The sequence below is a fragment of the Treponema socranskii subsp. buccale genome (assembly GCF_024181585.1).
Lineage (GTDB): Bacteria > Spirochaetota > Spirochaetia > Treponematales > Treponemataceae > Treponema_D > Treponema_D buccale.
Window position 1 is genome coordinate 2,217,151 of record NZ_CP054258.1, and the last position, 14,095, is coordinate 2,231,245.

Below are 14,095 nucleotides of genomic sequence, written 5' to 3' on the forward strand. Positions count from 1 at the left end.
TCTATCTCTCCTGCGGCGCCGGACGCCGTCCGTCAAATTCGCGGATTGCGCAGACAAATTCTCCAAAGTATTTTTTGCGTCCATGCTCACTTCCCGTAAAAAAGTAGAGTTCGTAAGTATAATCCGTTTTATCGGTAAATTGTGTCGATGACAAATAATGCCATTCTCCAAATTCATCTCCTCCGCAAAGCCGTATCGCAGCGTCCACAGTTTCTTTGTTTTTCCATATCTGGAACAGTTCCGCAATCGATGGAAGATACCAGCCTTTCTCGTAGCGCGTTCCGTAGACATGACTTTTGCTTTGTTTTGCATAGTTTTTTGCAAAGTAGAATGCAGGGTAAAGGCTTTCATTTTCCGTATCATCAAAAGGTCTTCCTGCCGGATACCAATAAGCGACTTCGTCGTCCGTAAGATTCTGAGCCCGCGTAGAAAGGCATGCACCGATTTGTTCAAGGTTATCGCTTCCGTCGGTATCTCCTTCAAAAGTGTATTTACCGATATAGCCGTTTATGGAACATTCTATCGGTTTAATATATTCGCAGTATGCCCATGCATCACTATCACACCATCCGACATAATCATTAGAGCGGACCAATCCCACGCCAAGCATCCGCTCTCGCCCGTCGTTGGAACATTCCGATCCCACATAGAAGATGACTGCGATTGCAGCCGCTTTTTGCTCATCGGTGAAGGAAAACCCTTCTCGCCGCGCCATCGCCGTGCCGTCTGCAAACACTATGTCGCCCACGGTGTCGGGATGCGGTTTTTCACCGAAACATTTTTGTTCTTTCGCAGAAATCGTTGCGAGTGCAAGCAAAGTCATGATCGGTAAGAAAATGCGTTTCATTATATCCTCCAATCCAGCAGCCCTAGTAGAGCCATCAATCTAACATTCGCTTGATCTGCAACAAGGCTTGTCCTTGTTGTCAGCGTTGAGGCGGGTGTTAGATTATCATGTTTTTAAATATCTCAAACAATTAATCATATGTAATACATTTTATGAGCTTGAAATTTACCATCGTTTTCGAGAGCCAGTATTCTAGTATCTTATAATCTTTTGCATCTATAAATTGGTTTCTATCAATAATGAATTATTTATGATAAGTATAATTTACACCACTCTTTTCTTCATCAAAATCATCAGTTTTTCCATATCACTCAATTTTCAGAACAAACCTATTATTTAGGCTAGACCGTGTTCCAACCGAGAACCTCAATCTGTATAATACCTAGGAATATTTCCAAAAATGCTTTCGTTTGTTGCATCTCTAAGTTCTATAAAAAAAAGTTTTACATCTTTTATTGCGTAAAATCATATCTGCCATGAAATCATCTTTTCTAGGTTGTACTCTATCATATAACCTTCTCCTTCCTTCGCTGCGTGGAATACCCCATAAGAGTCCAGCTATTATATCAGTTTTCAGGCAATTCTTTAATTGAGATGAAATGTCTACAAGAAATAATTTAAGTCTTGCATACAAAGACACATTAAAATATATCATCTGAGTGATTTATATTAAGTTTTTTCTGCATAGTGAAAATTTCCCATGATATGATAATAAACCAGTTCATTTTCATGTTCACTTTTTATAATTTTTATTCCTGCATTATTAGATTCTAATTCTTCTGTATTCGTTTTTTTAAAAGCTGAGGGATAAGATGCATTATCAATATCATTCTTTATCTTTCCCCAAGCAGCAGTAAAATCTTCGTTAGTATCAAAATAAATTAAATTATATATATACTTTACCGATGAGTCATATTTAAATGTTTTTACGATATGCTCTTTCCTTTTTGTTGTGCCACTACTGTACTTTACAGCTTCAATAACTATAGAAAAATCATTAAAATTTATTTCTAAATCCAATTCACCTGCATTTTTTCCTGTAGAAGATTTACCACTTCTATCTTGATTCTCTAATTTATAACCAAGCATGGATAATCTTCCATTAATTTCTAATTCAAGTAAATCAGAAATATTATCCTCTGAAAGATTTGCAGCACTAATTTTTTGAATAAGATCTATTTTTTTAAGAGTTTTATGCAAAGCCCATTTGATTTCATTTAATATATATTTTCCTAAGTCTTGATTATGATCATTGATAGAAGCTGGCAACACCAAGAATCGCTTATCAGGAGTCAACGCAGTTAAAATTTTTACATAAGATTTTTGGAGTTCAGGCAGTAATAGATTTGTTGGAAGCAATGATTTTAACTCATCGTATTCTCTTGTCTTTACAAATCTAAGATTGATATTATTAAAAATATTAAATGCAATATCGTATTGATTTTTTTTAATCAATTCATTAATAATTAAATATGAAAAATCAATATCTGTTTTCAACTCGCTATCAAGAGATTGATAAAAATAGAATGCTAAATCATAATTATCATTTAATATATATATTCTAAGTTTTGTGAATAATAAAAGCTCAATATTTTGAATTTCTTTTTTCTCAAACGATTCAATCTCTGCTAATAAGTTGTTTCTATTATCTTTATTTTCATCTCCCTCCAATGTATAAGATTTTACATATATTTTATAAATATTATATTGTAAATTCTCCGGAAACTTTTTGCAAATATAATCCAGAATATGAAGAGCTTCAGAATATTTTTTATCCTCCATATTCAACATTGCTGTGTAGAATAGTTTGTCAGATTCCAGTCTTTTTTTATATTTACTATACTTATAACCTTCATCTTTAAAAGGGAATTGATATGATTTCAAAGATTCAATGTCTTTCATCTTATAAAAATGAAAAAGTTTTAACAGTTCCGCTTGGTAAGTATATTGACTTATATATCCGATTTGTGCTTTTTTTGTAATTATACTATTAAGTTCTTCAAATAATAATTTTTCAAATTTATCACTGATTCTTGAATTAGTAACATTTGTTACTATTTCGATAAAATCAGGGATGGTATAAATCTCATCTATTTTTGTAGAAAAATCTGAATTTTTAATGAATTCTTCTATTTGGTTATGACCTTCTTCAAAAGTTATAAGATTATACGCCTTAAATAAGAGTCTAAAATTTCCATTTTCAAGTACAAATTTTATAAATTTTGTTTGTCCCTCTTTTGTAAAAGTATTCACAATTTCTATTAATTCAGGAAAAATTGATGTATTAGTATCTTCATTGAAAGACGATTCGTATAATGAAGAAAAAATATTAACACTTTTATCAGCTAAATCATCCCTAAAACAATAAATAAGTAAACCTAATATAATTTCTTCATAATTTTTTTTGTTGTTTCTACACTTTTTATATGCCAAACACAAAGTTTTTAATAGAAATTTAAATCTATCGACATTTGTATGATTAATATAAAAAAGATCTGATTCCGTCCCATAGGATACTATATAAGATTCTATTGTCTTGTTACAAAAACACTGAATTTCATTTTTATCAAAAATGGGATCATAAAACAAAGACCAATCATAATTTTCAATCTGCATATATTCACGTGTCAAAAATAATTTATTTTGATGAAGAATATTTTCTGTATAAAGAACTTTTAATTCATTTACAATTAAATCACTGGCAACTTTATTCTCTTGTTCTTTAGCAATTTCCAAAATATTAAAAAGATAGGAAAACTGAGAGATACCAATATCCCCATGAATTGGAAGTATATAATCTTTTTCATTATGAAAGTTGTTAATTAATTGTTGAAAATCTGATATTTGTCTCAAAGATAAAAAATACTTTTGTAATAATTCTTTATGATAGTTATAAATATCTTTTTTTATTTTAATAATTGCAGGGCTTCTATCTATTTGAAAATTAAATTGACCAATCCACATGAGAATCCTAGAAAACTGCTTGTATCTAAATGGATATAATTTAAAATTTTTTTCAACAAAAATATCAATAGTTTTCTTTAACAAAGAAATTATGGATTCTTCAAGCAATTCAGTTTGTGGAGAAATAATTTTACTTAAACAGCATTCAATAAAAGTAATATAAAAAACCAAACCATAATTTTCTTCATCTATAAAATCTAGTAAATATTCCGGATTATTATTTTTTAGATTATATAAAATTTCAATAAATAAAAATGGGCGTTTTTTATCATTAGATAGTAACTGATCGATGTACATTGAATAATTTTCAGTATGTAGTAATGATATTAACGGAAGTAGATATAATTTTCTGCAATTCTGACATAATAGCTCGCATCCGCCATCTGTTGATTTGTCAGTAACCCACATTAAAAAATAATCGTGATAATTTATTTCAAAGATTCTTTTTTGAGGTTGGAGAAAAATATTATCTTCATACCGACTAAAATAAGTTAAATCACAAATGAGTTTGTTATATTCATTTTTCTCATCAAGGATTAAATCTTTTTCTTTAAGGATTAAGGCTATAGCATTATCTGAGAATTCATCTTGCTCTTGATCATTTAATAGATTTACAAAATCTGCTCCTCCAAATTGTTCAAGAATGACAGCCCATTTTTTTATACTTTCTGTAATATCGGTATTCGCAGCGGAAATGTCTTTCCAAATATAATATGCAAGTTTCTCGTCAAAAACAGAATTTCGTATATGAAAAGGCTTATATTGATAAACAGGTTGATTTCTCATCCTCTCGATTTTAAGTAATTTTAAAACTTCTGATTTTGTTTTGATATTTGGATATATTTTTTTGAAAGTATTATAAATGTCATTAAAATCTTTAGTATCAATTACAAATGACCTAGAATCTTCGTAGCCATATTTTTCTGCTAAATATCCAAGAAAAAGTAATTCATCAATATTGTTTCCATTGCTATATTTTCTTAGTTCATTTGGATCGCTGTAAAGTTTTCTGCAAAATGAAAATACTAAACTTGGAATTTTTACTTCGTCAAAAATATAACGAATCCAATAATTATTTTCTAATTTTATTTTATCTACAGATGTTTTATGGCTATTATTATAATTATCTATTTCTATATCTAATACTTGTTTATTTAGAGGTAACATCTGATGAGAATGAAATAATATTTTCGATACAAAAAGACTTATATTCCAAGAATATTCGTTATCTTTCAATTCATCTGGAATATAATAATTTTTTCTGTCATCGAGTAATGCTTTTGCTGTTTTTTGTAAACTATCTTTTTCATGATATGCTAACATGTTTCCCCTTACCTACCCTATTTACTTATTATATGGTTGACAAAATCATGGCATTTCTCTCAAGCTGATATTCCCCTTCTTTTGATTTATCATTTTCCAATAAATAATCACTATTGTCAGTCAAGTGATGCAATGGGGGTATTTTTTTTCGGAATCACGATTTACTGAATTAGAAAAGATACTCCTTTAATATTATAAATCGTTCAGATAGCTCTTGAATTATTTTAGCTATTGCTATTTCATCAAGATGCGACGACTGAATACATATATCACTATCTTTAAATAATTTATCAGAACAATCCTTCATATGGAAGTATATTCTTCTTATTTTTCTTGAAAACTACGGGTTATTAAAAATTGATTTATACCAATTTAGACCATATGATATATCAAGATCAAAACTCCTATTGCAGTTTATCTTTTCCGATTTTTCACCTAGTATAATATACGAAATCATTTTCTGAAAAGTAAATTTTTTTCCTGTCTTATCATTTCCTAATTAATATGTATGCCCATCTTTTTTCATTTTCGCTCTCTTTTTGCATTGCAATTATTTTTATTTTTAGTCGAAAGTCTGCTTTGATTGGTTCCGTACCAGCCTGCCTCAAGGCAGGTCAATCTAACATGCGCTTAACCTGCATTTGCGGCTTTGCCGACGCATAGCGGCGGCAAAGTTGGCGCAAAAGTTGCATAAAAAAGGGAGCTGCGCAAGCAGCGACCGCCCAAGCAACTTTTGTGACAAAACAAATGTCAGCGTTGAAGCGGGTGTTATGTGATTTCTTATTTTAAGTCTTCATAATGAGTCCACATTCTTATTATCTTGACAGCTCCTTCATATTCCATATTTTCAAAAGTAATATGTTCATTATAAACTTGATATACAAATCGATGCTGTATATTTATCCGTCTTGAATACAATCCTGTTAAATTTCCAACCAACGCTTCAAATGGCGGAGGATTTTGAAAAGGATTATTTTTTACAATTTCGATTAATTTCTTTGCCTTTTTATCCAGTCTAGCTGCTTTTAAATCGGCAATATCTTTTATTGCCTGCTTTTCATAAACTATTCTAAACATCACTTACCAATTAACATCGTTTTCAGATATACAATGCTCCAAAGAAGTCTCCATACCTTTTTTTAATGAATCATACAGTCCGGAAACAGAATTCAAATACAATGTTTCTTGAATAGCATTCCAGTCATCTTCTCCAATAAGAACAGCATTTTTTCCTTTACTGTTAGTTAGCGTAATTGGTTCTGAATTAAGATTTACATTAGCAATCAATTGAAAAAGATGTGCTCTTGCCTGCGTTACATTTATTGCATTCATACAGTACCTCTCATATACAATATAACGTACGCTTTTACGTACGTCAATATTCAATATTACTTATCTATGTCTGTAATAATATGGAAAGCATTTTTACTTTCAATAATTTCATAGATTTTATCTTTAAGAAAAGATGGTCTTATATTTGCTGTCTTAATTTCATTTAATGGTATCCATCTTAAAAATTCTTTTTCGCCATCTGCATTTATAGAATTCTCATTCAATTTTTTAGAGCCTTTGCTTTTCATGAAAAAATATAATTCAAGACAATGACAGTTTTTATTATCATGTCTGCCATGTCCTTTAAAAAAGTTCTCACAAATTACAGAAAGATGGTCAATCTCGTATTCAATCCCCGTTTCTTCAAGAACTTCTCTCTTTACACATGATTCAGAAGTTTCATTTATATGAACACCGCCGCCGATTGTGTATAGATAATTAAAGCTTTTATTTTCTGCAAAAAGAATACAACTATCTTCAATAATAATTGCTCCAGTTCTATATCTGAACCAGTTATTTTCATTAGTAAAACAACAATCTACTTCCATTATTTTTCCCCCTGCTACGCCCTGTGTAGTCCACATAACATCATTTCGACCTTTCCTTATAATATCACAAAAACCTATGCTTTTCCATCTAAATTGCTGCGGATCAAAAAATCAGATCTTTCTACCATAACTGTTCACAAAAATAAATCAACAATCGGCTGATTAGGCCTATCTTCGCTAAACGGAGCAAAGAAAAATTACATCCTGTCTATAGGGCTTTGAATGCCTAGACCGCCGCGATTTAGGACATGGGTGTAAACCATAGTAGTTTTAACATCGCTGTGGCCGAGAAGCTCTTGGATAGTGCGGATATCGTAGCCAGCTTCAAGCAGGTGCGTTGCAAATGAGTGGCGGAAAGTGTGACAGCCGATTGGTTTTGGGATGTTGGACTTTAAAACAGCTTCATGCAGAGTACGCTGAATAACCGAAGGATCGATATGGTGGCGCCCTTGCTCGCCGGTTTCTTTGTTACGCCATCGGCGTGCTTGAGGAAACACCCACTGCCGGAACTGAGTTTTGCCGGCATTGGGATATTTTTTTGCAAAAGCAAACGGTTAGATGGAATTTTCTATGTATGTTTATTCGTGCGTCGGAGTATATTGTTTCTTTTTCCAAGTTACATAATCTTTTTTAACCTTCATATCTTTCAGTCTATCCCAGTCTCCCAAAGCATCTTCTCTTGTTGCATCTTTTTTCATTTGCGAGATAATCACTTATAAAGTTATTGAATTTGCAGGATGGAATTTGCGGAAGCTTCCCTTCGGTTTTATTTAAACGAATATACTCACAAACCACATCGTTATACGTTATTTTTTCATCATGAGAAAGTTTGTCTTCAATCCATCGATTAAGCCAATACTTTGCCCCCGATTTCGGTTTCAGTCCCCGGACTCGCTTATCCATTTCACCATGTATGAATTCCCCTGTTTCCTTTTTGTTGCTGAAATTTTCAACATAACTGCTATTATTCAATATATCTGTATTCCGGTTTTTACTCCGAAAATGTTTCTTTTGATTTACCGTTCCGGTTTGCAAAAATTGAATAATCAGCTCTTCGAGCTGATCCTTTCGTGTTCTTGAATCAAAGGGAATTTCAAGCGATTTTGCCAATACTTTGCGTTCACTCATATACCGATATTTATTTTCGAATTCTTTTATTGTCATAACTCAGGACAGTCCCTTTACTATAGATTAATTACCCGAGGCTTGACTGCCTGTCGGCTTTAAAAACGGTGTCAGACGGATATTTCTTCAATAATTTCATCGAGCCAATCTAAATATAAATTTGCTTTATTTAATAAATCAATAAAAATATCTCTATTCGACAATTTGTCATATCCTAACTTTTTCATTAACTTAAAAAATCTTTCTCCTTTTCTATGTGCAGATAAAGATGAACGAAGAGCTTGTAAATTTTTAAGGAAGGATATATTTTCCTGTTCTATAACAATTTTATTTTCTTCTAAAAAGCAAATTACTTTTTCAATTCCCGGTTTATCAAAATCCTGCGGAGCTAATTTCTTTTTCATGTCTTTTTCATTCAAAGAGTCAATTAAACATTTTGTAAGACATAAAATAAGAGAATCAAATTCTGAATTCTCATCAGAAGTTGGTATCTTTATATCTGAGAAGCAATGCTCATCTCCATGTAACAAAGGTAAATAAAAATACCAACCCCATATTTTAAATGATTTATCATACAATTTGTAATATTTTGATTTAAATACTAAATCAGGTTGTTTTGAAGTACACCATTTTCCTAGAATCTGTTGATTAAAAAATGCTTTACTTATACCACCGTCTGGAACAATATTGAAACCTCGCCAATATTTTTGTTCTGAATAGGGTAAATTTTGTCCTAAATCTCCAAGCCAAACTACAATTTTATTATTTGGAATATCATTATCAATCGGAAGTCCCCAAAGACCACCACATCCTACAAATCCAGCTTCTACATTATACATAGTTGAATGTTTGTAATATTTATCAAGTACTTCTTTATTAAAAAAGACTGGTGTTAAATATGAAGGATTTTCATTATTACTTTGAAAAAAGTTTCCTAAATCCTTTGGATTCGAATTTGCGATAATTTCATTACCATTATCGTCAATGCCTATTATATAATTTTCATACTTTTTCTTTTCATTATATGGCCAAATTCCACATTTATTTTTTTCAAATGAGCTAATAAATATTTTTCCTAATAAATATAAACAACTTTGATATTCTGGACATAATAGATTGGCAGTATCTTTTAATACACATGAGTAATTTTCAATAGAATTGGCTACACTGTCATTAATTTCGCTAAGAGCTAAGCATTCTAAAGAGAATGGAGAATATATCTTTCCATCAAATTGAATAGAAAGAACCATATTTTTAGCTGCTAAAAACTGTTTAAGTTCGAAAAGACGAATTGATACAATCTGTTCATTTTTAGTTAATTCGATTTTTGCAACTAAACTGGAAGAGCCGTCTGATTCAATTTTATAATAAGATTTTCCATCATCCGTATGTAAATTATGATAAAGCCGAAACTCTTCACATATTTCTAATTGTTCCCTGTAGATTCCTTGAAAATTTCGTAATAAAATAAGCGGCTCTATATTATCAGTATTTGTCCTTGAGTAAATATAATTATCATCGATATATGAAAATCCCGGATATCCATCTCCATAAGATAAATCCCAGTTATTAGAATCTAACGCTTGAGATATATAACAATTACTAATAAGAGCTGGGAAAACGCCCACATTGCAATAATCTAAAGTTTTATTTATGTATACAGACATCATTTCTGTTACTTTAATTTTTTTATATGTTTGAGGTAAAATTTTTAATTTTTCGATTCCTTTTTTTATTATTTCAATTGAAATCATTTCAAGCTCCCAGTTGTTTTTATTATATTTCACGCTAGCAGCCGTCCGTCTAACAATTACCTGTACTGCACGTAGCTCGACTGCGTTGTCGGCTTTGAAAGCTGTGTTAGACGGTATTTATTTCATCATTGCAGTATAGTTTATATGATTTTCTCTTGCATAAGTAATAAAATCTTTTTCTTCCTGCGTTACACGAATTTGAAATTTCAAAAGAGAGCCGAATTTCCTTTTTCTTCCGGCATTTTTTCTTGCACCGCCATATCCAAATTCTTTCGCATACGCAGCAAGCCCGGATGTTTTCAAATATTCCTTTTCAGAAATAATTTTTTCATCATGAGAAAGTTCTGATTCCAATTTCTTAAAAACATAACCTTCCGAATCTTTTACATATACATATTCCATGATCAGACCTCCTTCAAACGTTTTTCCGCAAGTTTTATAGTTTCTTTTGGAGTTTTCTGTGTTTTCTTTACAAACACAACTCCTATTACAATAATTCTTCCTTCTTTGTACTTAAATAAAGACCTGAGTTCATTTGATTTAATTTCATAAACCTTTTTCTGAAGAGGCTTTACTTTTACAAACTCGATTCCCTTTGTTCAATCTTTTCATATTTTCAAATATTCTCAACTTATTTATCTATCCATTTTTTTACCATTTTATATTTACATTCCAACTCTCCGCGTTATGCACATAACATTATTTTAAACCGTAACGCGATTTATCGGCTTTGAAAACGACGTTATGTGATTTCACAATACAAACAGCTTTTTTGTTTGTAAATAAATTAAATATACCATTTTTTTCAAAGCTATTCCTATTGCATAGACAGTTTCATAGCCGGCACATATCTTGTCTGAAATACAAACTATCCAGCCTTCCGGTGTGAGCGGCGGCAACGGAACCAAAGGAAACATATGATGCACTATTATATCTTTTTCATGATTGGTAAGAGAAAAATCTTCCTTCGCATTTTTTAAGGCAATAAACGGATGTGCAAATCCATGAGCACAAGGAAAAGTTTTATGCGTATGCCAATTATATAGAAAATAATCATGCAGCAGTGCGCCCCGAACTAAACTATCATAGTCAACTCGAAGATTAAATTTACTTGCAATGTCCAAACTCAAAATTGCAACACTAATGCTGTGCCTATAAACTGAAAAATTACCATGCTGAATAAATTCTTTTTCAAGTGAAAATCTGCCGTTCTTTTCACAGTAATTGATTTTATTAATAATTAATTTCCGTTTTTCCGACGAATCCATTCTATGATTTTCCCTTCGCTGTTTTTCAGCATATTATATACTATTCCTCAAATCTAATGACTTGCTCTCGTGTATCGACGTAAGCCGTTACGCCAAAAGGAATAATACATTTCGGAGACGAATGTCCTATGTTTACATTATAAACAATCGGCAGATTTGAATCTGCTGCTATTTCAATCAGCATTTTTTTATAATCGTTATAATACGCTTCATCCATAGGTTTGCCGACGATAATTCCCTTTATTACGGAAAAGATACCTGTTTCTTTCAGTTTTATCAGCATCTTTTTATATAGCTCAGGAGGAGCTTTCTCTTCACTCGATTCGAGAAGCATAGGACCAGTATGAAAAATAGATTAAAATATCCGAATTTCTAATGCTCAAAATTGGGTCAGCACATTAAAAAAATCAATACTTGAGCTAATAAAATCATTATTTGTGCATAATATATTGTCTTTTTGCTGTAAATATTATACACTTATAGTATTAGAATAAAAAAAAAATATATTGAATATTAAGTCTTAAAAAGTACCGGCTTTACCTAAAAATATTTAAATATATGGAGGGAGCATAAGATGGAGTATGAAGAAATTAAACTAAATGTTTCCAATGATAAAATCAGCGAATACAAAGTTTTTTATGGAATAAAGCTGTATTCTGATGTTTTTACATCTGAAGACAAAAAGACATTGACATCTAAAAGGATTTATAGTACTAAAAAGAAAAATTATGTTTACTATGAAAGAACAGATGTGAATTGGAATTATTGGAGTGGTAAGAGAAAATATGATTCTAATTTTGATACAAATGAAATGAAACGAAATACCGTATTTGAGGTATCACAGGACTTAAATTCGTTTTCAAAGTACCTTGATGAAAAGATTATTAAAAAGCTCATACTGAAAGAAAAAAATGGAGAGATCGTAGAAAGATTGGATATATAGTACTGTATTTACTTATAATTAATTATATAAGCAACCTTTTCAGGTTGATATATAAGAAACTTGGATAATTATACTGTTACACTTTGTCGAAACGAGCTTGAAGCACAGCTTGTGTGTGATTATAAAGATAGAATAATAGCTATAAGAATTTTATTCGTCCAATCGTCCGGTGCCGGAAATAAATTATATTTTGTACACAAATCAACTGTGTCGGAATAACGGGAATTATCAAGCATATCATAAACGGATTCTATGCAGCCGCCTAAAATTTGCCCGTTAAATGCAGCACTGCCTTGTAAAAGTTCAAAGCCTAAATTTTTATGTTTATTTTTGGGAACACCGATTTGAGATTCATCGAATGATTTTCTTTCTTCATACCAATATTCACTCGGCCGTATTTCCCTTATCGTTCCGGTACGAATCAATTCTTCAAAATACTTACTCGTATACGGAAGCATCTCAGTATCAAGTTCACAAATATCCGGAAGAAAGGCCTGACCGTAAAAAGTATGTAAACCTGCTTTATGCAGCATAAAATGATTTATTGTTGCATCGGAATAGCCTAAAAATATTTTTTTATTATTTTCAACAGCTTTTTTAAGCTCATCGTTTTCAAAAAGATACGGTAAAAGACGGTATGTATCATCTCCGCCTATCGCACATAAAATCATATCTACGGATTTATCGTTCAAAGCATTTAACAAATCCTTTGCCCTTGATTCAGGGTGCTCGGACAAATACGTGATTCCTTTTAAGGCATTTTCAGTAGTAACGACTTCAAGACCGTAATCATGGAGCCTTTTCATCCCAATCTTTACTTCATGCCGAACAAACGGTTCTCCGAGAATTCCGCTTGAAAGACTTATTATTGCTACCTTTTTTATCAATTTTACCTCCGGTGCTCCGGTGCGGGCGTCCACTATCAATTGCTTGTGCCACAGCGCGGCTTGACCATGTGTCGGTTACAAATCTCATGTTATACGATTTTTATCTATAAACTCAAATACATCCGGCAAAGCAAAATCATAAACATCTCTTATATCGACACCATAATATGATTTTACCTTTTCTATGATTCCTTTTTTTATTCTTTCTTGTCATCATCAACATCACAATAGAAGAATTCCAGATATGTTTCATCAGAAAAAAATCCTTTGTAAAAATCCATACCAAGAATTTTATCAAAAAATTCTACTGCAAAACATTCATTTTTTAGAATTTTCTCATCTGATGCAAATTCCAATCTTTTTCTTTCCCATGGTTTTGGTAAATATTCATTATTTTTTTTGTATAAATCGAACTTTTCAGAAAGTTTTCCAAATGCTTCTTTGAAATTTTTACCGTATCCAACCATTCCGGTCCAAAAGAGGATTCGCACACCAAATTTTATATTTTCTTGCTGAGCATTCTTATTTTTATAATAAAACACCGGATAATCAGATATTTTTAATGAATTATGTTTTCTTTTATTTATTAATGTAAATGGAATTATTAAATTTTTTAAAACCATAAAATTATTTTTATCCTCATCTATATTTTTAAAAGCTACGCTTCAATTTTAAATACTTCGATATTTGGAAAATCTTTTACATCATAATACGGTTTTTCATTTTCCCATAATTGATGAAATCTTACTATAATACGATCGTTAAAATCACAATCCAAATAGACATAAAAATTTTTATTTGGAAAACTTGTTTTTAAATTTTCAATTAAATTTTTCGTAATTAATTTTGCAGAAGTTATGGCTATATGTTGAGCACGTTTTTTAACTTTACCGCAAATATGAATATGATTTTCATAGGCCTCTAATTGTGTTTTATCAGATACTTTATCCAATAAATTTATCATTGAATCTTGAGTTTTTAAAAATATATATTCATTCTTTTCAGAATCCATTGCTGTATAAAATTTCGGGAAGAGAATATCTTGTAATTCGATAATAGTCTTAAAACAATTCATATCTTTTTATAAAGCCTCGCACCCAAAAG

The 14,095-nt window shown here is 31.0% G+C and carries 14 protein-coding genes and 2 pseudogenes; 1 reads left to right on the top strand and 15 read right to left on the bottom strand.

The window, feature by feature from the left end:
• Nucleotide 1: 1 nt before the first annotated feature.
• The 12 genes and pseudogenes from HRI97_RS10040 to HRI97_RS10090 form a co-directional block, all read right to left on the bottom strand.
• Complete coding sequence (locus HRI97_RS10040) at nt 2-847, bottom strand: Lcl C-terminal domain-containing protein (protein WP_253725311.1); 846 nt, start codon at nt 845-847, stop codon at nt 2-4.
• Nucleotides 848-1,516: 669 nt separating this feature from the next.
• Nucleotides 1,517-5,134, bottom strand: coding sequence for a hypothetical protein (locus tag HRI97_RS10045; RefSeq protein ID WP_253725312.1), 3,618 nt, complete (start codon nt 5,132-5,134; stop codon nt 1,517-1,519).
• Nucleotides 5,135-5,914: 780 nt separating this feature from the next.
• Entirely contained in the window at nt 5,915-6,211 is a 297-nt protein-coding gene (locus tag HRI97_RS10050; protein WP_253725313.1) for a Txe/YoeB family addiction module toxin, read from the bottom strand.
• A gap of 3 nt (nt 6,212-6,214) precedes the next feature.
• The gene (locus HRI97_RS10055; protein ID WP_253725314.1) at nt 6,215-6,466 is read right to left on the bottom strand and encodes a type II toxin-antitoxin system Phd/YefM family antitoxin; all 252 of its coding nucleotides are present in this window, start codon (nt 6,464-6,466) and stop codon (nt 6,215-6,217) included.
• A gap of 56 nt (nt 6,467-6,522) precedes the next feature.
• Nucleotides 6,523-7,014: an NUDIX hydrolase gene (locus tag HRI97_RS10060; protein ID WP_253725315.1), complete on the bottom strand. Its 492-nt coding sequence runs from the start codon at nt 7,012-7,014 to the stop codon at nt 6,523-6,525.
• A 197-nt stretch (nt 7,015-7,211) separates the two neighbouring features.
• Nucleotides 7,212-7,568: pseudogene (locus tag HRI97_RS10065) on the bottom strand (tyrosine-type recombinase/integrase); the annotation flags it as partial.
• Between the two features lie 24 nt (nt 7,569-7,592).
• Nucleotides 7,593-8,178, bottom strand: a pseudogene (locus HRI97_RS10070) (SAP domain-containing protein).
• 71 nt (nt 8,179-8,249) lie between these two features.
• A complete protein-coding gene (locus HRI97_RS10075; protein ID WP_253725317.1) occupies nt 8,250-9,893 on the bottom strand; it encodes a hypothetical protein in 1,644 nt (547 codons plus the stop codon).
• Between the two features lie 117 nt (nt 9,894-10,010).
• Nucleotides 10,011-10,295, bottom strand: a complete 285-nt coding sequence (locus HRI97_RS10080) for a hypothetical protein (protein WP_253725318.1) — start codon at nt 10,293-10,295, stop codon at nt 10,011-10,013.
• 2 nt (nt 10,296-10,297) lie between these two features.
• Nucleotides 10,298-10,483 carry a type II toxin-antitoxin system RelE/ParE family toxin gene (locus HRI97_RS12650; protein ID WP_366794543.1) on the bottom strand — a complete coding sequence of 62 codons (186 nt, stop codon included), beginning with the start codon at nt 10,481-10,483 and terminating at the stop codon, nt 10,298-10,300.
• A 162-nt stretch (nt 10,484-10,645) separates the two neighbouring features.
• A complete protein-coding gene (locus HRI97_RS10085; protein WP_253725319.1) occupies nt 10,646-11,161 on the bottom strand; it encodes an HD domain-containing protein in 516 nt (171 codons plus the stop codon).
• Nucleotides 11,162-11,201: 40 nt separating this feature from the next.
• Nucleotides 11,202-11,495, bottom strand: coding sequence for a S66 peptidase family protein (locus tag HRI97_RS10090; RefSeq protein WP_253725320.1), 294 nt, complete (start codon nt 11,493-11,495; stop codon nt 11,202-11,204).
• Between the two features lie 240 nt (nt 11,496-11,735).
• Between HRI97_RS10090 and HRI97_RS10095 the strand changes: the two genes are divergently transcribed.
• The gene (locus tag HRI97_RS10095; RefSeq protein ID WP_253725321.1) at nt 11,736-12,104 is read left to right on the top strand and encodes an EXLDI protein; all 369 of its coding nucleotides are present in this window, start codon (nt 11,736-11,738) and stop codon (nt 12,102-12,104) included.
• Nucleotides 12,105-12,223: 119 nt separating this feature from the next.
• On the opposite strand, the gene HRI97_RS10100 is transcribed toward HRI97_RS10095, so the two are convergent.
• The 3 genes from HRI97_RS10100 to HRI97_RS10110 form a co-directional block, all read right to left on the bottom strand.
• Nucleotides 12,224-12,991, bottom strand: coding sequence for an LD-carboxypeptidase (locus tag HRI97_RS10100; protein WP_253725322.1), 768 nt, complete (start codon nt 12,989-12,991; stop codon nt 12,224-12,226).
• 197 nt (nt 12,992-13,188) lie between these two features.
• Nucleotides 13,189-13,614, bottom strand: a complete 426-nt coding sequence (locus HRI97_RS10105; RefSeq protein WP_253725324.1) for a hypothetical protein — start codon at nt 13,612-13,614, stop codon at nt 13,189-13,191.
• Nucleotides 13,615-13,649: 35 nt separating this feature from the next.
• Entirely contained in the window at nt 13,650-14,003 is a 354-nt protein-coding gene (locus HRI97_RS10110; RefSeq protein ID WP_253725325.1) for a PM0498 family protein, read from the bottom strand.
• Nucleotides 14,004-14,095: the final 92 nt, after the last annotated feature.